Raw genomic sequence first — 23141 nt, 5'->3', positions numbered from 1 at the left:
ATTCGCATGGATTTTGGCGTTAGGAGGGGAAGTTAGTGGGAAATCAATTATCTGTCAAACATGCACTTCAAATTTTAAAAGATAGCGGTAAAAAACATACACAAACGCGCGAGAAGATGCTTCATTATTTAGCACAATCCAACCGGTATGTTTCAGCAAAAGAAGTGCATTTAAATTTGTTGAAGGAATCTTCTCGTTTAAGTCAAGATACCGTTTATCGTAATTTACATGAATTCTCTGAAATCGGCATTTTGGAAGAAACGGAATTAAATAGTGAAATGCATTTTCGTTTCCATTGCTCAGCACCTGGTTCCGATCATCACCATCATCATTTTATTTGTACCGTTTGTGGTAGCACAAAAGAAATTAATTTTTGCCCGATGGATCTCATTCAAGAACAGTTGCCTGGTTGTTTAATTGAAGATCATCGGTTTGAAATATTTGGTAAATGTGAAGCTTGCCATTAAAAAGAAGAGAGAACAGCGAGATAAATTAGGAAATAGACGATTTATTGTTGTTATTTTAAAAAAAGATAGAAGATTTCGCCAGAACAGCTTGACACTATTTCAAGGCTTCGCTATAATTTTCAAAGGACAGTATTGTGAGCGTTAGATTTTTTGACATTCACAAAAACGGTTACTTTTTAAGCTCGGAGGGAGGGATTAACATGTCAAAAACAGTCGTTCGCAAAAACGAGTCTCTTGATGATGCTCTTCGTCGCTTCAAACGTTCCGTTTCAAAAGCAGGTACATTACAAGAATCACGTAAACGTGAGTTTTATGAGAAACCAAGCGTGAAACGTAAGAAAAAATCTGAAGCTGCTAGAAAACGTAAAAAATTCTAATTTCTAGTTTTCTAGAAGCAAAGAATTGGAGTTGGTAGTGTGTCACTACTCAGCAGATTGAACGATGACTTGAAGTTAGCGATGAAGGCAAAAGAGAAAACTGTTTTGCAGGTGATTCGCATGATTAAAGCGTCGTTGCAAAATGAACAAATTAAACTTGGTAGAGAATTAACTGCCGATGAAGAATTGACGCTGTTGTCTCGTGAGATGAAGCAACGTCGTGATTCATTAGCTGAATTCGAAAAAGCCAATCGTGATGATTTGGTCGAAAAAGTGGTAGCAGAAATCGCAATTGTTGAAAAATACTTACCGACACAATTAACGGAAGAAGAAATTCGTCAAATTGTTGCGTCGGTGATTGAAGATACAGGAGTGACTTCCACACAAGCTTTTGGGCAAGTGATGGGCAAGGTAATGCCACAAGTAAAAGGCAAAGCCGATGGAAACTTAGTAAATGAAATCGTAAAAGAACAATTAAATAACCTGTAACCACAAAAAGTCGTAGGAAACTCTCCTACGACTTTTTTTATGGCTTCTTTTTCAAAGAGAAGTGAGAATAGGATTTGACCCTTTAGGGATGCAAGCGGACAAGCCACTTTAGTCGCGGATGTTTTGTCTAGTTTTCTTTCGTCAAGCAATTCTTCTTTTTCGAAGAATATGGTATCATAGGGTAGAATGTTTTAGAAGAAGGAGCGATTTTTTTGGCAGAAGAACAAATCACCATTGATATCCAGTTGTCAGAGCATGATGATGCACATTTACTACTAGGTGCCCATGATAAACATATAAAAATCATTGAAGAAGCAATACAAGTCATCATCCGGACAAGAGGACAAATGATCCAAATTCAAGGGGCTCCTAGCAATGCTGAAAAAGCGTCTCTCATTATTAAAAGTTTACAAGAACTGATTCATCGTGGTATTCCGGTGAGTTCACCTGATGTGGTAACGGCAATCAAGATGGCTGAAAAAGGCACGATGACTGATTTTGTCGCGATGTATGAGGAAGAAATTCTGAAAGATCGCCACGGAAAACCCATTCGTGCCAAAAATGTCGGTCAAAAAAAATATATTCGCGCGATTGAAAAACACGATGTTGTCTTTGGCATTGGACCAGCCGGAACAGGAAAAACATTTCTAGCGGTTGTACTGGCGATTCGTGCCTTGAAAAAAGGGGAAGTCCAAAAAATTATTTTAACACGTCCGGCTGTGGAAGCTGGCGAAAATCTCGGCTTTTTACCAGGTGACTTAAAAGAAAAAGTTGATCCTTATTTAAGACCGGTTTACGACGCTTTGTATCAAGTTTTTGGTATGGAGCATACGAATCGCTTAATGGAACGTGGCGTGATCGAAATTGCCCCGCTAGCCTACATGAGAGGTCGCACACTGGAAGATGCCTTTGTTATCCTAGATGAGGCACAAAATACAACTGTCGCGCAAATGAAGATGTTTTTAACACGCCTAGGCTTTAATTCTAAAATGATTGTCAATGGCGATACGAGCCAAATTGATTTACCAAAAGGGGTGACCAGTGGCCTTGTTCATGCTGAAAAAACCCTGGAAAAAGTTCGGGCGATTTCTTTTGTTGCCTTCGATGCTAATGACGTGGTTCGTCATCCTGTAGTCGCTCAAATTATTCGAGCTTACGACGAAGGAAACGATAAATAATCTGTGAAAGAGGGGGAGTGCCATGATTATTCAACCTTTAATTAAAATATATGAAAAATTAGGAAAGTTTCTGATCCCTTTTGTTTTAGTCCTTTTCTTTTTATTTTCTTCTCTTCTGATCTTTCCTAACGTTCAACAACGAGCGGTCGATTATAAAGAAGGACAAGTAGCTGAAAAAAGTATTCGAGCGAATAAAACGATCGAAAATACCCAAGCTACTGAACAAAAAAGACAACTTGCTGCAGAATCGGTCACCCCAGAATATACTTATGATGAAGATTTAGTGAAACGTCAAGAGCAGTTACTCAAAACGCTTTTTAGTCTGATTGGCGAAGTAAAGACAGAAGCAGCACTTGAAAATGAATCAAGACAAAAAGCGGTTAAAGAAAATGAGACCTTTCAGGCCGTTACGATTGACGAACAAATTGCTTTATTAAAAAAACGATTCGAACAAGTGGACTCAGATGATTTGACATTTTATCAAAAAATACCGAACCCTTTCTATGAACTCATTTTTTCGATGACCAATACAGAGATAGAAGAGGTCGAGACACAAACATTGGCCATCATGAATGAGCAGATGGGTCAACAAGTTCGAGCGAGTAATCTAGAAGATATCAAACAAAATGCGAACGACAAAATCTCTTTTTTAAATGTTTCAAATGACCAAGCACAAGCGATTCGCTATTTAATTAACCAAGGAATTGTTGTAAATTCTGTCTTAAATGAAAAACGGACGGAAGAGCTCATGCAAGCTGCGAAAGAATCCGTGCAACCGGTAATGATTTTTCAAGGGGAAGTCATCGTACGAGAAGGTTCTCAAATCGATGCTAATATGATTGAAAAATTAAATTTACTGGGAATGACGAAACAAAGTACGAGTATTTTCCCGCTAGTCTCGATGATCTTATCAAACGTGTTACAAGTGCTCGTCTTATTGTATTTTCTAAAACAGATTCAACCCAATACGACACGCTTTATTGCTGTTATTTTTTATACAGCGATGATGTCTTTTAGCATCGTTGTCATGAAGTTCCTTCAACTGTTTCAAATGAACAACACCCAGTATATGCCGCTCCTTTTCCCAGCAGCATTTGTGCCTTTGATATTAACCGTTTTTATTAGTCGAAGGACTGGTGTGCTAGCCGCGTTATTCCAAGTTATCTTGGCAACTTTTATTTTCTACGATTCAATTGGCACCAATTTCTTGAATATTATCTTATTATCTTATTTGTTTTCTGGTTTAATGGGAACTTTATTAAAACGAAAACGAATTTCTGAACAAGGATTCGCTGCGATTGTTTGGCTAATGTTATTTCCATTCTGGATGAACGTTATTTTAGTCATTTATCAAGGAATGAGTTTTACCGATAGTCGTTCATGGATGAATCTTGCGACAAGTTTAGTGGGAGGAATTCTTTCTTTAATTCTAACGATCGGGTTACATCCCTATATTGAGCTATTAATTACCGATAATAGTATGATTGTGTTGAATGAATTAAGCAATCCGAACCATCCTTTATTAAAGCAACTATTAGAAGAAGCACCAGGTACGTATCATCATAGTATGATGGTCGCCAATTTAAGTGCGAATGCTGTAGCAGAAATCGGTGGGCAATCGCTCTTAACGCGCGTAGCCTGTTATTATCATGATATTGGAAAACTGAAACACGCGAACTTTTTCGTCGAAAATTTACCGCCAGGGGCAGAGAACCCGCATAATTTTTTACTGCCAAGTGATAGTAAACAAATTATTTTCGGACATGTCATCGATGGAGCCGTTGTGTTGGAACAAAATAAGATGCCGCAAATGGTAATTGATATTTGTCGTCAGCATCATGGGACGACACTGATGAAGTTCTTTTACTATAAAGCAAAAGAACGCAATCCTGATATTTCTGAACAAGAGTATCGTTATCCTGGTCCGATTCCTCAAACGAAAGAAGCAGCTGTTGTGAGTATTGCGGATAGTTGTGAAGCTGCAGTGCGTGCAATGGATCATCCAACGAACGAAAAAATTAATGAATTTGTGACAAATTTAATTCATGATCGCTTACTGGATGGTCAGCTAGATGATTCTGGCTTAACGATGAAAGAAATTAAAATCATTCAACAATCTTTAGTGAATGGGTTATGCAGTACATTCCACTCCCGCATCAAGTATCCTAAAATGAAATCAGAAGCAGAAGAAATGAAACAAGAACAAGAAAGAAGAGATCGAAATGGAAATTAACTTTATTGATGAGACGAACCAAGTCCCACCCGCGCAACAAAAAGAAGTCGATTCTTTATTACAATTTGCAGCAGACTTCTTAAATCTGCCAGAAGAAACAGAGATGTCTGTGACATTTATGAATAATGACGCCATCCAAGAAATTAATCGAGTCTACCGTCAGAAGGATGTCCCGACTGACGTGATTAGTTTTGCTTTTGAAGAAACAGGTGAAGAGGAAATGGCGATTGTTTTTCCAGATGATTTTCCAGATGCCGTTGATTTCCCTAAAATTCTCGGTGACATTATGATTTCGATTGATAAAGCGAAAGAGCAAGCGAATGAATACGGGCATCGCTATGAGCGAGAATTAGGTTTTTTAGCGGTTCATGGTTTTTTACATTTAAATGGTTATGATCATTTGACACCGGATGAAGAAGCAGAGATGTTTGGATTACAAAAGGAAATCTTGGATGCTTATGGACTACAAAGATAAGCAAGAGGAGATTGGTAAAAACAAACATTTTATTCGCTCGTTTGAATTTGCTTTGACAGGAATTAAAACGGTCTATCGCGAAGAACGAAACATGCGCACACACACGATAGCAGGAATCCTTACAATTATTGCAGGAATCATTTTCCGCTTAAATCGTTGGGAGTGGCTTTGGCTATTACTTAGTATTTTTTTAGTGTTAGTGATGGAAATGATCAATACTGCTTTTGAGAATGTTGTCGACATGGTCACTGATTTTCACTTTCATTCAATTGGGAAAAAAATCAAAGACATGGCAGCCGGGGCAGTATTACTGACCGCTTGCTTTGCAATCATTGTCGGTATGTTCATTTTTTTACCAAAAATTTATCAATGGATATTTTAAGAAAGAGGTACAATTATGTCAAATTATAAATCAGGATTTGTAGCCATCGTTGGTCGCCCTAACGTTGGGAAATCGACTTTATTAAATCGGATTGTCGGTCAAAAAATTGCGATTATGAGTGATAAATCACAGACGACTCGTAATAAAATTCAAGGCGTTTATACAACAGATGAAGCGCAAATCGTGTTCATCGATACACCAGGAATCCATAAACCGAAACATCGTCTTGGCGATTTTATGGTAGCGACTGCTTATAGCGCTATGCGCGAAGTGGATATCGTGATGTTTATGGTCAGTGCAGATATGAAGCGCGGCCGAGGCGATGATTTAATCATTGAGCGTTTGAAACAAAGTTCCGTTCCTGTTTATCTCGTTATTAATAAAATTGATACGATTCATCCAGATGAACTTTTAGAAATTATTGATGACTATTCGAAACAAATGGATTTTGCAGAAATCGTTCCAATCTCTGCTACTGAAGGCAATAACTTTGAACGCTTGATGGAAACATTAGTTGCTCAAATGCCCGAAGGTCCGCAATATTTCCCGGAAGATCAAGTAACCGACCATCCGGAACGTTTTATTGTCTCAGAATTAATTCGAGAAAAAGTATTGTTCTTTACGAGAGATGAAGTGCCTCACTCTGTTGCGGTCACGATTGAATCAATGAAACGCAACGAAAATAATAAAATCGAAATTCAAGCAACGATTATTGTGGAACGAGATAGCCAAAAAGGGATCATTATCGGAAAAGGTGGAAAAATGCTGAAACTAATCGGCACCAAAGCCCGTCTTGATATTGAAAACTTACTAGGCAGTAAAGTCTATCTCGAGCTATGGGTTAAAGTGCAAAAAGATTGGCGCGACAAGAAGACGCATTTAACTGATTTTGGTTACCGCGAAGAGGACTATTAAAAAGAAACGAGACAAGTATGATTGTCTCGTTTTTCGTTTAGGACCTCAATGATTGTAGAAAGGAGCGACGTCACGATTGAAAAATGTCGTAGAATCGAAAGGAATCATCTTATTTACGAAAGATTATAAAGAAAAAGACAAATTAGTTAAAATTTTTACAGAGTCTTCCGGCAAGCTAATGTTTTTTGTTAAAGGGGCTCATCGAAAAAATAATCCCTTAACCCCTGCCATCATGCCATACACTAAAGCAACTTACATGGGACGATTCAATGAAGAGGGACTTTCGTTTTTAAATGGGGCCAAGTATGTATCGCCGTATTTAATGATTCAAAAAGATATATTTATCGCGGCTTATGCGACTTATCTTTTAAATTTATGCGATGCAGCCATTGAAGACCGCGTCTATGATCCAAATTTATATACTTTTTTAGAACAAGCACTGGATCATTTGGAAGATGGCAAGGATCCAGAAATTATTACGAATATTTTTGAAATTCAAATTTTGCAACGTTTTGGTACCGCATTTAACTGGCATTCTTGTCAAATATGTAGCGAGACGAGGGGGAAATTTGATTTTTCACCTAAATATCACGGAATCCTGTGCGAACGGCATTTTTCAGAAGATCGACGTCGCTACGGCGCAGATCCTCTAGCCATACATCTCATCCGTCAATTTTCCCAAATTTCTTATCAAGATATTCAATCGATTAAATTAAAGAAAGAAACGAAGCAATTGATTCGTCAAATTATCGATCAGCTTTATGAAGAATATGTGGGGATTCATTTAAAAAGCAAAAAATTTATTGAGCAAATGAATGAATGGGGCCAAATTATGCAAAGAGATGCGCAAACGCAGGAAAAGCAGGAAAATGATTGACAAAGTACGGGCAAAAGAATTATGATAGTTAGTAACTGAATCGTGCATTGATCATTAAAAAAATAAAGAATTATCCTTATAGCGAGTTTGGGTGAGTGAGAGCCAAATAGTCGATAACTTTATTTGAGGCGAGTGAGAGCACAGTGAATAAAAGCTGCCGATTTTTATCGGAAGTAGGGTGGAACCGCGAACTTATTCGTCCCTATACTTGTCTATTTGGGCAAGTATAGGGACTTTTTTATTGACTGGATGATCAATCAGCATGAAAAAATTGGGAGGAAATAAGATGACAGAAAAATTAACGGTTCAAGAAATGATTATGACCTTACAAAACTTTTGGTCGAGTAATGGTTGTATGTTAATGCAAGCCTATGATACCGAAAAAGGAGCGGGTACAATGAGCCCTTATACGTTTTTAAGAGCGATTGGCCCAGAACCTTGGAACGCGGCTTACGTAGAGCCGTCACGCCGTCCTGCTGATGGTCGTTACGGGGAAAATCCTAACCGTTTGTACCAACATCACCAATTTCAAGTTGTGATGAAACCATCACCGGAAAATATTCAAGAACTTTATTTAGAAAGTTTACAATTACTTGGAATTGATCCTCTTGAACATGACATTCGCTTTGTCGAAGATAACTGGGAGAACCCATCGATGGGGTGTGCGGGTCTTGGTTGGGAAGTCTGGTTAAATGGTATGGAAATTACGCAATTTACGTATTTCCAACAAGTTGGTAGCTTAGCATGTAAGCCTGTTACGGCTGAAATCACTTATGGGCTAGAGCGGTTAGCTTCTTATATCCAAGAAGTCGAAAGTGTTTATGACCTAGAGTGGACAAAAGGCGTGAAATATGGCGAAATTTTCAAACAAGCGGAGTACGAACATTCCAAATATTCCTTTGAAGTGAGTGATCAAGCGATGCTTTTAGATAATTTCAATAAATTTGAAGAAGAAGCAAAACGTTGTATTGCAGAGAACTTAGTGCATCCAGCCTATGATTACATCTTAAAATGTAGTCATAATTTTAATTTACTTGATGCAAGAGGAGCTGTTTCGGTGACTGAACGTGCCGGATATTTAGCGCGTATTCGGAATCTATCACGAGAAATTGCTAAAATTTTCGTAGAAGAAAGAGCGAAATTAGGTTACCCCCTACTAAGCCCTGAAGAAGCACAAAAATGGTTAGAGGAGGAGAAATAAGATGAAAAAAGACTTATTATTTGAAATAGGATTAGAAGAAATGCCTGCGCATGTAGTCGGACCGAGCATGGAGCAATTAAGACAAAAAGTCGAACGTTTTTTAATTGATCATTCCCTAACATTTGAGGCGATTACGGCTTATTCTACTCCTCGACGCCTCGCGGTATTCGTTCAAGATTTAGCAGATAAACAAGCAGATACCGAAGAAGAAATCAAAGGACCAGCGAAAAAAATTGCGCTTGATGCCCAAGGAGAATGGTCAAAAGCAGCACAAGGATTCGTGCGTGGTCAAGGGTTAACGACGGATGATATTTACTTCAAAGAGCTTAAAGGCGTCGAATATGTCCATGTCACAAAATATTCAAAAGGAAAACCAGCTTTTGAAGTTCTAACAGGATTAAAAGAAGTCATGATGAGTCTTACTTTCCCAGTAACCATGCACTGGGGAAAGTATGATTTTGAGTATATCCGTCCCGTACACTGGATCGTAGCTTTACTTGATGATGAAGTCATTCCTTTTGAGTTTTTAGACGTTCCAACCGGTCGTACGTCTCGTGGTCATCGCTTCTTAGGACATGAAGTTACCATTGCCAAAGCGGCTGACTATTTAGAGAAATTAAGTGACGTTTTTGTGATTGCGGATGCTAAGCGCCGTCAACAAATGATTGTCGATCAAATCCAAGAAATTGCGGATGCGAATCAGTGGTCCATTGATTTTGATTCCAACTTGCTTGATGAAGTCACCAATTTAGTTGAGTATCCAACAGCTTTTGTCGGAAACTATGATGAAAAATATTTAAGTGTGCCAGAAGAAGTGCTCGTTACTTCAATGAAGGAACATCAACGTTATTTTGACGTGCGTGATCAAGAAAAGAATTTATTGCCGCACTTTATCTCGGTTCGTAATGGAAATCACCATGCGATTGAAAATGTGATTAAAGGCAATGAAAAAGTCTTAGTTGCACGGTTAGAAGATGCTGCCTTTTTCTATCAAGAAGATCAAAAACTATCGATTGCACAGTGTTTAGAAAAATTAAAACAAGTGACGTTCCATAAGAAAATTGGTTCGATGGAAGAAAAAATGAATCGGGTACAAATGATTGCCCAAATTTTAGGCAAACAATTCGGATTAACATCGGAAGAATTAGCTGACTTACAAAGGGCTAGTGAAATCTATAAGTTTGATTTAGTAACGAACATGGTTGGCGAATTCCCTGAATTACAAGGAATTATGGGAGAGAAATATGCCTTATTACAAGGAGAAAAGCCAGCAGTTGCTCGTGCAGTCAGAGAACATTACTTACCAATTTCAAGTGAAGGAGACTTACCGACATCTAATATCGGTGCGGTGTTAGCGATCGCGGATAAATTCGATAGTTTGTTGACGTTCTTTTCCGTCGGTATGATTCCAAGTGGTTCAAACGATCCTTACGCATTACGTCGTCAAAGTTATGGTATTGTTCGCATCTTAGAACAAAAGAAATGGCAGTTCCCGTTAGCTGCATTACAAGCGGAAATGGTTACCGTCATTAATGAAGATCCAATTCGTTATGGCTTAGCTCTAGAGTCGAAACAGCAAGAAATGACAGCCTTTATTCATGCGCGTCTCAAACAATTCTTAGTGACTAAAGAGATTCGCCATGATGTGATCGAAGCCGTGATTGCGTCACAACAACCGGATTTATCACAACTATTTGATGCTGCTGAAATTTTGAAAGCTCATCTAGACGATCCAGAATTCAAAGTATCGGTGGAAGCCTTGACGCGAGTTATTCATTTAGCGGAAAAAGCAACCAATGACACGCTAGAAGTTGATCCTAGCTTGTTTGAAAATGATGCTGAAAGAGCGTTGTTTGATGCTGTAAGTGAAGTCGAATCACAATTTTCGACGCGTACGATGGCACAAAATTATGAGGCTTTAATCCAGCTACGTCCATTGATTGAAGCGTATTTTGCCGAAACGATGGTCATGGTTGACGATGATCGTATTCGTAATAACCGTTTAAATCAATTGCAACAAATTTCTCGCATGGCTCTTGTGATTGCAAGTTTAGATCATTTAATGACGAAATAAGCAAGCAGCTCTTGAACGAGTCGTATATTTTTACAAATAATTGCTGAGTTCTTAAGCTACTCGCGCTCATTTTGGGCGATGAATGCCTTCAATTGATTGGCACAAAAGTTGTTCATTCAACTAAAAAAAGAAGCCAGTTCCTTTTATGGGAGCTGGCTTCTTTTATCATTTAATCGCTTGTTTTATAAGGGCGATTTCCGTTGTTGTTTTCCTGCATTACGACCGCCACTATTAGTGTTTGTCGCGTTCAGTTTTTTAGCTGGAGCTTTTGTTTCTTTGACAGGTGTCGCTTCTTTTCTTGGTGTTACAACGACTTTTGGTGGATTTTTCTTCATCTCTTCTTCAATCGAACGTCTAATACGAGGTTTCATTAATACATTTGTAATGAATGTTTGAACACATCCAATAATCCCTCCGACTACCCAGTATAATGTTACACCGGCAGGAGAGGAGAAAGACATCATGACGATCATTAAGGGCGAAACAATTAACATACTACGCATTGTTTTCTTTTGTTCTTCAGGAACGCCAATTAATGAAAGGTATCCTTGAAGCGCGTAAGCTAAACCAGCAATCGCAACGAGGATGATGCTGCTTTCGCCTAAAGAAATTCCGTAAAAACTCGTTTGATCAATCCCAGGTGTATAACGAGCGGTATAAAAAAGAGCGGTAAAGACAGGCATTTGTAAGAGTAATGGTAAACATCCAATCCCACCAAACATACTTAGCCCATTTTCTTTATACACATTTTGCATTTCTAATTGAGCTTGCATTTGTTCTTCACGAGTGACTGCTTTTTTTGCATTTGCTTGAGCAATATCGATTTGAGGTTTAATGTACTGCATTTTTTCAGCTTGAACCATTGATTTATACGATTGGTTAATCCCTAAAGGTAAAATGATTAACCGTACAATAATCGTAATCACAATAATCGCCCAGCCATAACCCATATTCCAATCCGTTGCAATAAAGGTTAATCCGCGACCTAAAGGCTCAACCATAAAACGGTAAATGAGTCCTGTTGGATCAGGGGTCCCATCATCTAGCATACTCACACAACCAGAGAGTGTCATTAAAACGGCAAATAGCCCGGAACCGACGAGCCAATTTTTTCTATTTTTCATTGAATTCTTCCTTTTCTATCTAAAATGAACACAAGATTAACTATACTAAAAAAGTAAAGAATTATCAATGTTACGAGTAAAAAAGCCATGGATTCTTCACAATTGATTAATTAGTATAGAACTTTTGTCGCAACTCGATGGTAGGATCTTCCGTGAGTGTAAATGAAGCGACTCTGCCGTACGGGGCAGGGGAGGCTTTTACTTTTTCAATAAACGTCTCCAAAGCCTCGTCAGGCCCCATTGCTTCAATCACGACGGACCCATCGTCTTCATTCGTAGCACACCCCCAAATTCCTAGTTGATCGGCGACCATCTTTGTCATAAAACGAAACCCCACACCTTGGACACGACCAGTGACACGCATTCGTACTTTTCGCATAAGAATACCCCCTTTTTAGTAAATGATACCGTTTTTTTTCCTTTTCAACAAGTTATCTTGTTTTCTTCATGCTATAATTCAAGTGGGTGAGATAAATGAAAGAAATTCAATCAAGTAAAAATCAATTGATTAAAGAAATGAAGAAATTCCATCAAAAAAAACAACGCGACAAAGAACAAAAGTATCTTTTAGAAGGTTACCACTTAGTCGAAGAAGCCGTGTTACATGGCGCGATGATTGAGCAGCTTTTTGTCGATCCAAAGGGCTTGGCTGATTACGGGGAGTGGCTAGAAAAACAAGCGCTAGAGCTGACACTTGTGACAGAAGAAGTATTGAAAAGTTTGTCTGAATTACCAACGCCTCAAGGAATTGTCGCATTAGTTCATAAAGAAGAACGGATTATCAGCGATTATCGTGGGAAATGGCTTTTGCTTGACCACGTTCAAGATCCGGGAAATGTCGGGACGTTAATCCGAACGGCAGATGCCGCAGGGTTTTCAGGAGTCATTTTAGGAGAAGGTTCGGCAGATATTTATAGTACGAAAGTGTTGCGTAGTATGCAAGGAAGTCATTTCCATCTACCAGTTATTTCGGCGAATCTATTTGAGGTCATCGATCAATTAAAAAAAGAAAAGGTTCCGGTTTATGGAACAGAATTAAATCCAGAAGCGATTACGTATACGAGCATCCCAGAATCTGCTTCGGTGGCTTTTATTTTAGGGAATGAAGGACAAGGTGTACAAAAAGAGCTCCTCACACAAACGGATCAAAATGTTTATATTCCGTTATACGGAGCAGCTGAATCGCTGAATGTTGGGGTAGCAGGAGGCATTTTAATGTATCATTTTGCTTCTTTATCAAACGTAAACGAACACTTAAGGAAGTGTTAATTTTTAACTAAGAAAACGAGCTTCTTTAGACATCTGTGAAAAAGGTGCTATACTTTAAATTATGAAAAAACATAGATGAAATTAAAGGTGGCAAAAAATCATTATGACCCAAGAATGGCAGCAGGATGCAGAATACTTATCATATGTAGAGGACTTACTTGAAACAGAAGAAGTTAAAAGCCTCGCGACGTATGTCCAACACTATCACTCCACTCGTTTAGAACATTCCATTAGCGTCTCTTACTATAGTTATAAATTAGCAAAAAAATGGAAAGGTGATGTCCGTTCGACGGCTCGTGCAGGTTTACTTCATGATTTATTTTTTTACGATTGGCGTACAACTAAATTTGATGAAGGCTCCCATGCTTATATGCATCCAAGAATTGCGATGAAAAATGCAGAGAAAATCACGGAATTATCTGATTTAGAACGTGATATTATTGTGAAGCATATGTGGGGAGCAACACTAGCCTTACCACGCTATAAAGAAAGCTATATTGTGACAATGGTTGATAAATACTGTGCGATTAAAGAAGCAACAGGTCCAGTTGCTCTAAAATTTAGAAGTCGCTGGCAACAACTAGTCTTAAAAAATCAAACAATGATTTAAAAAGTTCAAGTGATTCCCGAACGGGGGCACTTGAACTTTTTTTTATCCGGTGATAATGGTAATGAGCGCCAGTAAAGAGAAAATAATGCCCGCTCCCGCTAAAAAAAGAAAGTGGGTGCGACGATGCATGGCAATCATGGCAATGAATTCTCGTAAAAAGGCCGTAGGTAGATAATAGAGGGCGGTTTTTGAACCGAGCCCGTCCGCATGCAAATGATTCAGTCGCGCATAAACACCACCACGGAAGATATGGTAATTATTAGAGGTAAAGATGACCTTTGCCTGTTGTGGATGTCGTTGATCGATCAAGCGTTTAGAAAACTTCATATTTTCAAAAGTCGTCGTCGATTGGTCTTCAAGCAATAAATCAGTTAAAGGGTAACCTTTTTCTAAGGCGTAGTTTTGCATCGCGACTGCTTCAGGTATTCGTTCGTCGGGTCCTTGACCACCTGAGAAAATAATTTTCGGTGGTTGTTTTGTGTACGTTTTTTGTTGTGTATAGAAGGCTAATGCACGGTCAATACGCTGTGCCAAAAGGGGAGTAACGGTCACACCATCTAATAATCCAGCACCTAGTACAATAATATAATCTTGATTATAGGCTGGCCGATTCAATTGATAAATAAGCGAAATCGTTAAAAAATTGACAAACATTAATGAGAAGTAAACGAAGCTAAAAGGAATAATGGATAAAAATGTTGCGAGCCACTCTGGGATAATTGTCACAATGAAGCGATCATAAAGTGTCATAATAATCAAGAAAATGGCTAAGATTAGTGTCAATAAATTTGTAATAGTGCGACCTTCGCGCCGAATCATGAAGCGTGCATTCCAAACTAAAAGTAAGATTAAACTCCAAGTACCAAATAAAAGGAAAAATAGGCCAATAATAGCTAGGCAAACGAGTAAACAAAAGAGAAGGAAATCTCTCGTTAATAAATAGTGATAAAAAAGGTAAAAACTAAATGAGAGCAAAAAGAGATTGAATAAAAAACCGTTGAATAATAATGTTTTGTTTCTACGATAGTTTAAAAAGAAAAACAGTAAAATTACAGAGGGTAAGAGAAAATAGAACGTTCCTTGTTTGATTTCCAAAATCATCACATAACAAGCGAAAGAAACGATCGTCCAACAGCTTATTTTGAACCTAAGATTTGGTAGCGTTGCTTCTTTCGCTTGGTAATAAAGCCAAACGACTCCTACACTATATACGAGTAAGAGTGAAAAAAGTGCAGTCATTTTTACCCCTCCAATAGAATATGCATCGATTTAGTTAAATAATTGACGCCATAATCGAACAAAGAAATTGACACGTTCGACATCATTATTTGCGTAGAATGTTGTCGTATTTGCGATTAAGGCAGCTTCGCGATCAGATTCTTCTAAATAGACGAGGCTGTCTGCTGGTAGTTGGACTTGTACCTCACCGAGTGCTTGGTTTTTTGCAATCGGCGCTTTAAGTTTAGTGGAAGAATCGTCAAACAACAGGGTATAACGAAAGTCAAATGGTTCTGAAGCAATCGGTAACAGCGCCGTCAGTTCTTCATTCACAATCACTGAAACGGCTTCTTCCTTGCCTTCTAATACTTCGACTGGTGAGACGCTTGGGATTTCATCTCCGGCGTTTAGGATTGTTTGATAAGCCCATTGATTATAAGCATAGTCCATGAGTCGACTTGTTTCGCTGAAACGCGCCTCAGAAGTCTCTGCGTTTAACAGTACCGTGATGACTCGGCGGCCATCTTTTTCAATCGTACCAACAAAAGAAGGACCTGCTAAATCGGTTGTTCCTGTTTTTAAGCCATCAACGCCAGCTTTTTCGTAAGGCATTCCGGCTAATAGCCAATTAGTACTATACATCGTTGCCGGACCACCTGATTTCGATTCAAAGACAGCAGAAGCTTTATTCGTATAGTCTAATGTTTCGGGAAAATCTTGGAGGAGATGACGCGTAATGATAGCAATATCTTTTGCTGTAAATTCATTCTCATCTGTCGGGTTGGACGATGGATACAAAGGCGTTGTCATATCTTCATTGTTTAGTCCTGTGCTATTGACAAGAACGAAATCGGTTATTCCCCATGTGGTTAACTGTTCTTTCATCAAGTCAACAAAAGCAAATTCGGAACCTGCAACAAGCTCGGCTAGTGCAACCGTCGCTGCATTCGCAGAAAGAATGACGGCCGTTTCAAATAATTCTTCAACTGTATAGGTTTCTCCTGGTTCAAGAATGACATTTGAGAGTGCTAGATTTTGACTTAACGTCGCAATATCAGATGAAATCGTCACGTTATCGTCCCAACTGAGTTCTCCGTTGGCGATGGCTTGTTGGACGAGATAGAGACTAAGAAGCTTTGTAATCGATGCGACTGGCATTCGTTCCTCACTTTGTTGTTCATAAAGAAAGGTCCCCGTTTGCATATCTACTGCTAAAGCAGCCTTAGCCTCAATGGAGAAGTCATCTGGTGTCGTGACTGTTTCAGCGAAAAGATCTAACGGAAAGGCCAAGAGACTGCTGATTGTCAAAAAAAGAACAAGAAAAGAATGAGTGATAGGTTTTAAATTCATGAGTAAGCTCCTTTAACATTCGAAAAATAGTCGTAGTAAATATAAATCGAAGGATAATTATTTTTTGTCTGGTTAAATATGCTTAAAAATTTCATACACGGCATCTTCGGCTTCATCGAAATAATAGAACTGCTGATCTTTTTGTTCAAATACAATTTCATAGCCCAATTGATCTAAAAAAACAATCCGATGCGGAAGGATGGTTAATGCCGCGACAGGTTGTTTTTTCCCTGGAATGAGGAGTTCAAAATTGGGTGTAATCGTCAGAGTTACTTTGGTTTGATTTTTTTTTGAGTAATACCATTCACCAACGAAAACATCATTAGGTGAAAGGTTTGGCTGTTTGTGTTTTTTAATAATGAGTGAACCAACGAGTCCGGTTGCAAGTGAGGCAGTAATCAAAAATAGTTTTTTATTCATGTTATCACATCCCTAGTTATCTTATAGTTGAAAGTATAGCATAAATAATTGAAAAGACTTGATACTTTCCTTGATTTTTTCTGCTGAGAAGGGGAATTTATGATACAATTCAGGCAGGTAGATGAATCAATGCGCTTCAAAGCATTATTTTTGCGAAGCCATCATCTTTTTGATGCGAGTTATTTTAAGAATGAGCCAATCGGTGATGGAAAAAAGCCAAGATCCATCGTTGACTATTCAAAACATATGCAAGTTCTTGCTAGGGCACATTGAGAGAATCATAATCGATTTAGAGCCAATCACACACCATAATGAGAAAGAAGGAATGTCAGATGATGCATTTAGGGATTATTGGGACGAACTGGATTACCCACCAATTCGTCGAAGCCGCACTTGCGACCAAAGAATACCAGTTAACCGCTGTTTACTCACGAAAATTAGCGACAGCCGAAGAATTTGGTTCACGGTATGGAGAAGTTATTTGCGAAACAGATTTAGATGAATTTGTTCATTTACCTGAAGTGGATGTCATTTATATCGCTTCGCCAAATAGTTTACACTTTTCTCAAGCAAAGGCCGCGATCTTAGCGAATAAACATGTTATCGTTGAAAAACCGGCATTTTCAACTCCAGAAGAAATGGTTGAAATTATGACATTAGCCAATGAAAAGAACGTATTGTTTTTTGAAGCGGCTCGTAATATTCATGAAGACAATTTTAAAAAGGTGAAGAAACTTCTTCCGCCGCTAGAAGAAGTCATTGGAGCTAATTTTAGTTATATGAAATATTCTTCTCGGTATGACGCTGTTTTGGCAGGAGAAGAGCCGAATATTTTTTCACCAACCTTTTCCGGTGGCTCGTTAGCTGACTTAGGAGTCTATCCGGTCTATGCATCCGTCGCATGGTTTGGAATGCCTAAAGAGGTCCATCACTTTGCGCGTAAAATTGCAACAGGGGTCGATGGCATTGGCACGGTGATTTTACGTTATGAAAATTTTGATGTTACGATCCAACATGGGAAAATCGGCGATTCTTTTTTACCGTCAGAGATTTATACAACGACCAAGACATTTGTCTTAAGTAGTGTCAATGCGATTAATCATGTTACGATTCATCAAAGAGCCGATCACACCGTTGAAGAAATACCACTTCATGTCGAAGAAAATCCAATGATAGAAGAAGCGCGCGTCTTTGCAGCGATTATGCAAGATCCTACCGTACACCATGAAACGTACCAAGATTTATTAACGTTAGCGCAAGGCGTCAATTTACTACTTTATAAAATGAGAAAACAAGTAGATGTTTCTTACGCTGCAGATAAAGAATAGAGGGAAATTATGATACAAGAAAACTTGCCAGCAGTCTGGCAAACAAGATGGGCAGAAAACCATTTTTTAGCCCCATCTTTGATACAAACAGCCGTTTTTGAACCATTACAGTCTGGAAAAGACGTCGTAGGGATTTCACCAACGGGATCAGGTAAAACATTAGCCTATTTGCTGCCAACATTATTAAAAGTGATACCTGGTCAAGGAAATCAATTATTGATTTTGGTTTCTTCCCAAGAACTTGGAATACAAGTGGCAGAAGTCGCTCGCGTATGGGGGAAAGATTTAGGCTTAAAAGTGCAATCACTAATTGGTGGTGCGAATGTTAATCGCCAAATTGAAAAACTAAAAGAAAAACCAGAAGTCTTGGTAGGGACACCGGGGCGAGTCAACGAGCTAATGAAACAAAAGAAAGTAAAAACGCAACAAATGAAAGCAGTCATTCTAGATGAAGCCGACCAGTTATTACAACAAGGAACCATTGAATTCGTGGATCAAATTTTGCGAACACTTCCTCAAGAAACGCACTATGCTTTCTTCTCAGCAACAGCAGATGTGGCGTTACCTGCGATTCGCCAAATTGTTCAAACGGATTTAGAAGTGATTGACGTTACGGATTTGAATCCAGAGAATGAGCGCGTGAATCATTATTATTTGAATTATTCCAAACGACAAGTCGTTGAAGCATTACGACGCTTTGCTCATCTCAAAGATTTCCAGGGCTTTGTATTCTTTAATCAATTATCAGAATTAGGGAGTGCGGAAGAAAAACTTCTATACAATCAAATTCCGGTAGCTTCCTTAGCGTCAGATCAATCAAAAGATGCCCGTAAGAAAGCATTGAACCGCTTTAGAGACGGATCTGTCCGCCAACTATTAACAACGGATTTAGCCTCTCGTGGCCTAGATGTTGCGAATGTTCCTTTTGTCATTAATGCCGAAGTTCCTCTAACAAAAGAGAGTTACTTACATCGTGCGGGTCGGATTGGACGGATGGGTGCTGCAGGAACGATTGTGACGATTGTTCAAGACAACACACTTCGTGATTTAAAACGAATTGCCCGTGATTTAGAGATTACTGTAACCGAAACCTTTATTTATGGCGGCGAACTAGTTGCCGAGCTACCTGAAAAATATCGCGTAGAAGTGACGGAACGAAAAAACAGTGATAAAACGTCGGTCAACAAAGGCAAAATGATGCCAAAAGAAAAATCATTCGCTGCGCCATCGAAAGAACGTTCCGTGACGACAAGACCGGAAGAAAAGAAACGCAAAAAGAAAAAAACAAAAACTGCGAAACAAAAAAATAAAGGTGCTCGAAAAAAAACACCACCTGCTATGTAACCACCAGGGATCATTTAAGGAGATAACATGAATTCTAGAAAAAATGAAATTCTGCGAATCATCGAAAAGCACCCTGAAGGCTTGACTGCTCATGCAATCGCAGATTTATTGAAGATGGATCGAAGCAACGTCAGTCGTTATCTAAATGAACTATATAAAGAACAACAAATTGCTAAAGGTGAGGGAAGACCTGTCATTTATGCCGCTTTAGCAACAGAAAGTGAAAAAAATCATGTGGATACGTCATCTGCCATCACCTTTGATAATCTTGTCGGAGCGAATGATTCCTTAAAAGTGAGCATCCAACAAGCGAAGGCAGCGATTTTATATCCACCTAAAGGCCTTCATACCATTATTTTTGGTGAGACAGGAACAGGAAAATCGATGTTTGCTGAATGCATGTATCATTTTGCTGTTTCTTCGAAAACGTTAAAAGAAAATGCGCCATTTATCTCATTTAACTGTGCCGACTACGCGCAAAATCCACAGTTGCTTTTTGGCCATATCTTTGGAGTTCGTCAAGGAGCTTATACCGGCGCACTGGAAGATACGCCGGGTTTAATAGCCAAAGCGGACGGTGGAATCTTGTTTTTAGATGAAATTCATCGCTTACCTCCTGAAGGACAAGAAATGCTCTTTACATTTATCGATAAAGGGACATTTCGCCCTTTAGGAGAAAGCGATAAAGTGTCAGAAGCCAGTGTTCAGATTATTGGGGCAACAACAGAATCTTCGGATGCCTTTTTAACAACATTTAATCGTAGAATACCAATGTCGATTACCTTACCGAATTTGATTTCTCGCACGATGGATGAACGGTACCAAATTATTTCATTGTTTATTAAACAAGAAGCGAATCGCTTAAACCAGCGTATTCAAGTAGAAAAATCAGCCATTATTGCTTTTATGTTATATGATGCGGAAGCCAACATTGGACAAATCAAGCGCGATTTAAAATTGGTATGTGCCAAAGCATTCCTTCATTATCGCACGTATGAACAAACGCATTTAATCGTACGAAAAGAAGATTGCTCACTAGCGGTACAAAAAGGACTATTGAAGGTGAAAGAAGTAGCCGATCGCCTCGATTATTTTTTAGAAGGAAAAGGCGATTATTTAACATTTGATCCTGGAGCGAGCGAAGTCGTCTGGTCACAAGATCCTGAAAGAGATATGCAAGTCTATAATGATATCGAGGAAAAAGTGGCAAGTTTAAGTGAAACAGGGGTCGCACTGGTTGATTTAGAAAATCTAATCTCGCATGATGTGGATGCTTATTTTGAGACTTATGTGGAAGAGTTAGTTCAATTACCGGTTCATAAAGAATTAGTTCCTTTAGAACTTTGGGAATTAACCAATCGTCTATATGATTTAGCTGAAAAACAATTGGATCGTAAGTACAATGAAAAAATTCGCTTTGCTTTTGCATTGCATTTACAAAGTACATTAGATCGTGTCTCAAAAGACCACATGATTGTTCATCCAAACTTAAATAATGTCCGAAAAAATCTAAAAGCTGAATTTCAAGTAGCGATGGACTTGTCTTCCATTATTGAAGAAGAGCAAGGCGTAGAAATTCCTTTTGATGAGATTGGCTTTATTAGTATGTTTTTATCCTTAGAAGCAGGCGAGGAACAGTCGCTAAATATCGAAAAAGTTGGCGTCATCGTGTTAATGCACGGTGAAGCGACTGCAAGTAGTATGTTACAAACCGCGCAGGAGTTATTAGGAACTTCCATCGGTCACGCGATGAATATGGCACTTGATATTGAGGTAAAAGCCATGTATGGACAGTTATTAAAACACATTCGGGCAAATGAGAAGCGTTACGAAAATGGCATTTTATTATTAACCGACATGGGATCATTAAACTCATTTGCGCATTTACTATTTGAAGAAACAGGCATTCGTACCAAAGCGATTTCGATGACAAGTACGATGGTTGTCCTTGAAACGCTTAGAATGGCAGATGTTGGTCGTAGTTTGGAAGACATTTATAAAAACGTTCAACGTTCTTTTGAAATGGCCGTACATGAGCAATTCAAGCAAGTAGCTAAAAAAGAAGATCTTAAAAAAGCTATCATTGTAACCTGTTTTACGGGTGAAGGCGTCGCGGCTCATTTGTACCAACGAATCTTACCAATCGTGGATCAATCGAAAGTGGAAGTGATTCAAATGCAATTTATTGAGCGGGAAACCTTTAAAAAACATATTGATGAACTACTCGATCAATATGAAATTAAGGCAATTGCAGGGACTGTTGAGGTAGAGTATCAAAATATCCCGTTCTTTTCGGCATATGATATTTTTGATGATGAAAAATTAAATATTTTAAAACGAATGGTTAGTGAGAGTTTACCAGTGGAGACGATTGTTAAATCACTGCAAGGAGCCATCACGCATGTCCCTTCATTGCAACAACTAATTGAAGAGTTACAACGATTGGTTCATCAAGTTCAAAATCAACTCCATTTAATTGTCGATCCTGCTGTTGAATCGGGGCTAGTGATTCATCTTGTTTTCTTAGTTGAAAGTATTTTAAGAGGGGAAGAACGGCCAATTTTCAAGCATCTAAATGATTTTCAAAAGAATTACCGTTTAGAAAGTGATCTCATGCGTACTGGCTTGATGAGTATTGAAAAGAAATATCAAATTCGAATTTCTGAAGATGAGGTTGCCCATCTAACTCAAATGTTTTTAGAAAATAAGTTAGAAATGCAGCAAGGTGAGTTACACACTCGCTATTAGTGTGTGATTCATTAAATAAATGATTAAGACAAGTTTATCCTTCTTTGATAGGATTAGACTTGTCTTTTTTTTAGAGTCATTTCTCTTATTTTTTATAAATCGGCATAAGGATATAAAATTTCAACTGTTTTTAAATGCTTGTCATATAAAGACGATTCTACCTCCATTCTAGCTTAGTGTTGAAGTTCTTTGCCGAATTAACAAAAAGGAAGCAAAAATTAAAACCGAAAAAAACTGAACAGATAGCGTGTACTCTTAGTGTGTAAGTGTTCTCTTTTTGCAAACATTGATTTATCGGGCTTTAGAACACTTAAAAAGTTGGCATACTTATTGCTTATAATATAAGTGTAAGAATAAAAATATGAGGTGAATGTTATGGCAAAAAAAACAATCATGTTAGTTTGTTCAGCAGGGATGAGTACGAGTCTGCTTGTGACAAAAATGGAAAAAGCGGCTAAAGAAAGAGGAATGGAGGCAGATATTTTTGCAGTTTCTGCGTCAGAAGCTGATCAACAATTAGAAACGAAAGCAGTCGATGTTTTGCTGTTAGGCCCACAAGTTCGTTTTATGAAAGCACAGTTTGAGCAAAAATTAGCAGCAAAAGCCATTCCATTAGATGTCATCGATATGCGCCACTATGGCATGATGGATGGAGACAAAGTATTAGATCAAGCATTAGGTTTGATTAAGTAAAACGACTAGGGGGATATTATTGTGGAAGAAAAGAATTTAGAATCAATTATGGGCTTAATTATGTTTGGAGGAAACGCTAAAAGTGATGCGATGGAAGCAATCGCAGCGGCGAAGGCAGGAGATATCGCATTAGCGGATCAAAAAATAGCAGATGCCCGTGCATCACTAGTGGAAGCGCATCGTGCCCAAACTGGTTTATTAACTCAAGAAGCACAAGGTGATCATATGACCGTGACGTTACTAACTGTTCATGCTCAAGATCATTTAATGACGTCGATTGCGTTTACTGATTTAGCAAGTGAATTCGTGGATGTCTATCGTCGCTTGGAAGAAAAATAGATTTTTAGGAAGTTCTGTTTTGGTAGGAGT

At 38.5% G+C, this 23141-nt stretch carries 23 protein-coding genes; 18 read left to right on the top strand and 5 right to left on the bottom strand.

Annotated elements, in window-relative coordinates:
- The first annotated feature begins 35 nt into the window (after positions 1–35).
- The 11 genes from IGI68_RS00215 (at position 36) to glyS (ending at position 10668) form a co-directional block, all read left to right on the top strand.
- Complete coding sequence (locus IGI68_RS00215; RefSeq protein ID WP_071874177.1) at positions 36–467, top strand: Fur family transcriptional regulator; 432 nt, start codon at positions 36–38, stop codon at positions 465–467.
- A gap of 200 nt (positions 468–667) precedes the next feature.
- Entirely contained in the window at positions 668–844 is a 177-nt protein-coding gene (rpsU, locus tag IGI68_RS00210; protein WP_002356740.1) for a 30S ribosomal protein S21, read from the top strand.
- A gap of 39 nt (positions 845–883) precedes the next feature.
- The gene (locus tag IGI68_RS00205) at positions 884–1333 is read left to right on the top strand and encodes a GatB/YqeY domain-containing protein (RefSeq protein WP_273232593.1); all 450 of its coding nucleotides are present in this window, start codon (positions 884–886) and stop codon (positions 1331–1333) included.
- 212 nt (positions 1334–1545) lie between these two features.
- Positions 1546–2511, top strand: a complete 966-nt coding sequence (locus tag IGI68_RS00200) for a PhoH family protein (RefSeq protein ID WP_071874175.1) — start codon at positions 1546–1548, stop codon at positions 2509–2511.
- 22 nt (positions 2512–2533) lie between these two features.
- The gene (locus IGI68_RS00195) at positions 2534–4744 is read left to right on the top strand and encodes an HD family phosphohydrolase (protein WP_438729374.1); all 2211 of its coding nucleotides are present in this window, start codon (positions 2534–2536) and stop codon (positions 4742–4744) included.
- Entirely contained in the window at positions 4734–5219 is a 486-nt protein-coding gene (ybeY, locus tag IGI68_RS00190) for an rRNA maturation RNase YbeY (protein ID WP_071874173.1), read from the top strand. The genes IGI68_RS00195 and ybeY overlap by 11 nt, the downstream gene beginning before the upstream one ends.
- Positions 5203–5601: a diacylglycerol kinase family protein gene (locus tag IGI68_RS00185; protein WP_211272547.1), complete on the top strand. Its 399-nt coding sequence runs from the start codon at positions 5203–5205 to the stop codon at positions 5599–5601. Before ybeY ends, IGI68_RS00185 begins: the two co-directional genes overlap by 17 nt.
- Positions 5602–5616: 15 nt before the next feature.
- Complete coding sequence (gene era, locus IGI68_RS00180) at positions 5617–6516, top strand: GTPase Era (RefSeq protein WP_071874171.1); 900 nt, start codon at positions 5617–5619, stop codon at positions 6514–6516.
- Positions 6517–6592: 76 nt separating this feature from the next.
- The gene (gene recO / locus IGI68_RS00175; protein WP_273232587.1) at positions 6593–7393 is read left to right on the top strand and encodes a DNA repair protein RecO; all 801 of its coding nucleotides are present in this window, start codon (positions 6593–6595) and stop codon (positions 7391–7393) included.
- A gap of 286 nt (positions 7394–7679) precedes the next feature.
- Positions 7680–8594 carry a glycine--tRNA ligase subunit alpha gene (gene glyQ, locus IGI68_RS00170; RefSeq protein ID WP_071874169.1) on the top strand — a complete coding sequence of 305 codons (915 nt, stop codon included), beginning with the start codon at positions 7680–7682 and terminating at the stop codon, positions 8592–8594.
- A gap of 1 nt (position 8595) precedes the next feature.
- Positions 8596–10668, top strand: coding sequence for a glycine--tRNA ligase subunit beta (gene glyS / locus IGI68_RS00165; protein WP_438729367.1), 2073 nt, complete (start codon positions 8596–8598; stop codon positions 10666–10668).
- Positions 10669–10850: 182 nt separating this feature from the next.
- On the opposite strand, the gene yidC is transcribed toward glyS, so the two are convergent.
- Positions 10851–11792, bottom strand: coding sequence for a membrane protein insertase YidC (gene yidC, locus IGI68_RS00160; protein ID WP_071874167.1), 942 nt, complete (start codon positions 11790–11792; stop codon positions 10851–10853).
- Between the two features lie 106 nt (positions 11793–11898).
- A complete protein-coding gene (locus IGI68_RS00155) occupies positions 11899–12171 on the bottom strand; it encodes an acylphosphatase (protein WP_273232581.1) in 273 nt (90 codons plus the stop codon).
- A gap of 95 nt (positions 12172–12266) precedes the next feature.
- On the opposite strand from IGI68_RS00155, the gene IGI68_RS00150 reads away from it, so the two are divergent.
- A complete protein-coding gene (locus tag IGI68_RS00150; RefSeq protein WP_273232579.1) occupies positions 12267–13061 on the top strand; it encodes an RNA methyltransferase in 795 nt (264 codons plus the stop codon).
- 103 nt (positions 13062–13164) lie between these two features.
- Positions 13165–13671 carry an HD domain-containing protein gene (locus IGI68_RS00145; RefSeq protein WP_071874164.1) on the top strand — a complete coding sequence of 169 codons (507 nt, stop codon included), beginning with the start codon at positions 13165–13167 and terminating at the stop codon, positions 13669–13671.
- A 42-nt stretch (positions 13672–13713) separates the two neighbouring features.
- Here IGI68_RS00145 and IGI68_RS00140 read toward each other — a convergent pair whose 3' ends face one another.
- The 3 genes from IGI68_RS00140 to IGI68_RS00130 all read right to left on the bottom strand — a co-directional run bounded on the left by IGI68_RS00140 (position 13714) and on the right by IGI68_RS00130 (position 16659).
- The gene (locus tag IGI68_RS00140; RefSeq protein WP_438729362.1) at positions 13714–14910 is read right to left on the bottom strand and encodes a YdcF family protein; all 1197 of its coding nucleotides are present in this window, start codon (positions 14908–14910) and stop codon (positions 13714–13716) included.
- A gap of 30 nt (positions 14911–14940) precedes the next feature.
- A complete protein-coding gene (locus IGI68_RS00135) occupies positions 14941–16239 on the bottom strand; it encodes a serine hydrolase (RefSeq protein ID WP_438729359.1) in 1299 nt (432 codons plus the stop codon).
- Positions 16240–16311: 72 nt separating this feature from the next.
- Entirely contained in the window at positions 16312–16659 is a 348-nt protein-coding gene (locus tag IGI68_RS00130; protein ID WP_071874161.1) for a DUF4828 domain-containing protein, read from the bottom strand.
- A 332-nt stretch (positions 16660–16991) separates the two neighbouring features.
- Between IGI68_RS00130 and IGI68_RS00125 the strand changes: the two genes are divergently transcribed.
- The 5 genes from IGI68_RS00125 to IGI68_RS00105 all read left to right on the top strand — a co-directional run bounded on the left by IGI68_RS00125 (position 16992) and on the right by IGI68_RS00105 (position 23111).
- Positions 16992–17987 (top strand): Gfo/Idh/MocA family protein, encoded by a 996-nt coding sequence (locus IGI68_RS00125; protein WP_438729354.1) that lies wholly within the window; start codon positions 16992–16994, stop codon positions 17985–17987.
- 9 nt (positions 17988–17996) lie between these two features.
- A complete protein-coding gene (locus tag IGI68_RS00120) occupies positions 17997–19331 on the top strand; it encodes a DEAD/DEAH box helicase (RefSeq protein WP_273232569.1) in 1335 nt (444 codons plus the stop codon).
- Positions 19332–19358: 27 nt separating this feature from the next.
- Positions 19359–22079: a sigma 54-interacting transcriptional regulator gene (locus tag IGI68_RS00115; RefSeq protein WP_273232567.1), complete on the top strand. Its 2721-nt coding sequence runs from the start codon at positions 19359–19361 to the stop codon at positions 22077–22079.
- A gap of 375 nt (positions 22080–22454) precedes the next feature.
- Entirely contained in the window at positions 22455–22772 is a 318-nt protein-coding gene (locus IGI68_RS00110; RefSeq protein ID WP_071874157.1) for a PTS sugar transporter subunit IIB, read from the top strand.
- Between the two features lie 21 nt (positions 22773–22793).
- Entirely contained in the window at positions 22794–23111 is a 318-nt protein-coding gene (locus IGI68_RS00105) for a PTS lactose/cellobiose transporter subunit IIA (protein ID WP_071874156.1), read from the top strand.
- Positions 23112–23141 lie beyond the last annotated feature (30 nt).

The sequence above is a fragment of the Enterococcus sp. DIV1314a genome (assembly GCF_051713805.1).
Taxonomy (GTDB): domain Bacteria; phylum Bacillota; class Bacilli; order Lactobacillales; family Enterococcaceae; genus Enterococcus_I; species Enterococcus_I aquimarinus.
The sequence above is the reverse complement of the archived record's forward strand: the minus strand, read 5'-3'. Positions and strand labels throughout refer to the sequence as shown.

Excerpts from the sequence above, each read along its gene's own strand:
- rpsU (WP_002356740.1), top strand. The coding sequence starts at position 668 with ATGTCAAAAACAGTCGTTCGCAAAAACGAGTCTCTTGATGATGCTCTT.
- IGI68_RS00195 (WP_438729374.1), top strand. The coding sequence starts at position 2,534 with ATGATTATTCAACCTTTAATTAAAATATATGAAAAATTAGGAAAGTTT.
- ybeY (WP_071874173.1), top strand. The coding sequence starts at position 4,734 with ATGGAAATTAACTTTATTGATGAGACGAACCAAGTCCCACCCGCGCAA.
- IGI68_RS00185 (WP_211272547.1), top strand. The coding sequence starts at position 5,203 with ATGGACTACAAAGATAAGCAAGAGGAGATTGGTAAAAACAAACATTTT.
- era (WP_071874171.1), top strand. The coding sequence starts at position 5,617 with ATGTCAAATTATAAATCAGGATTTGTAGCCATCGTTGGTCGCCCTAAC.
- glyQ (WP_071874169.1), top strand. The coding sequence starts at position 7,680 with ATGACAGAAAAATTAACGGTTCAAGAAATGATTATGACCTTACAAAAC.
- glyS (WP_438729367.1), top strand. The coding sequence starts at position 8,596 with ATGAAAAAAGACTTATTATTTGAAATAGGATTAGAAGAAATGCCTGCG.
- yidC (WP_071874167.1), bottom strand. The coding sequence starts at position 11,792 with ATGAAAAATAGAAAAAATTGGCTCGTCGGTTCCGGGCTATTTGCCGTT.
- IGI68_RS00155 (WP_273232581.1), bottom strand. The coding sequence starts at position 12,171 with ATGCGAAAAGTACGAATGCGTGTCACTGGTCGTGTCCAAGGTGTGGGG.
- IGI68_RS00150 (WP_273232579.1), top strand. The coding sequence starts at position 12,267 with ATGAAAGAAATTCAATCAAGTAAAAATCAATTGATTAAAGAAATGAAG.
- IGI68_RS00145 (WP_071874164.1), top strand. The coding sequence starts at position 13,165 with ATGACCCAAGAATGGCAGCAGGATGCAGAATACTTATCATATGTAGAG.
- IGI68_RS00140 (WP_438729362.1), bottom strand. The coding sequence starts at position 14,910 with ATGACTGCACTTTTTTCACTCTTACTCGTATATAGTGTAGGAGTCGTT.
- IGI68_RS00135 (WP_438729359.1), bottom strand. The coding sequence starts at position 16,239 with ATGAATTTAAAACCTATCACTCATTCTTTTCTTGTTCTTTTTTTGACA.
- IGI68_RS00130 (WP_071874161.1), bottom strand. The coding sequence starts at position 16,659 with ATGAATAAAAAACTATTTTTGATTACTGCCTCACTTGCAACCGGACTC.
- IGI68_RS00125 (WP_438729354.1), top strand. The coding sequence starts at position 16,992 with ATGATGCATTTAGGGATTATTGGGACGAACTGGATTACCCACCAATTC.
- IGI68_RS00120 (WP_273232569.1), top strand. The coding sequence starts at position 17,997 with ATGATACAAGAAAACTTGCCAGCAGTCTGGCAAACAAGATGGGCAGAA.
- IGI68_RS00115 (WP_273232567.1), top strand. The coding sequence starts at position 19,359 with ATGAATTCTAGAAAAAATGAAATTCTGCGAATCATCGAAAAGCACCCT.
- IGI68_RS00110 (WP_071874157.1), top strand. The coding sequence starts at position 22,455 with ATGGCAAAAAAAACAATCATGTTAGTTTGTTCAGCAGGGATGAGTACG.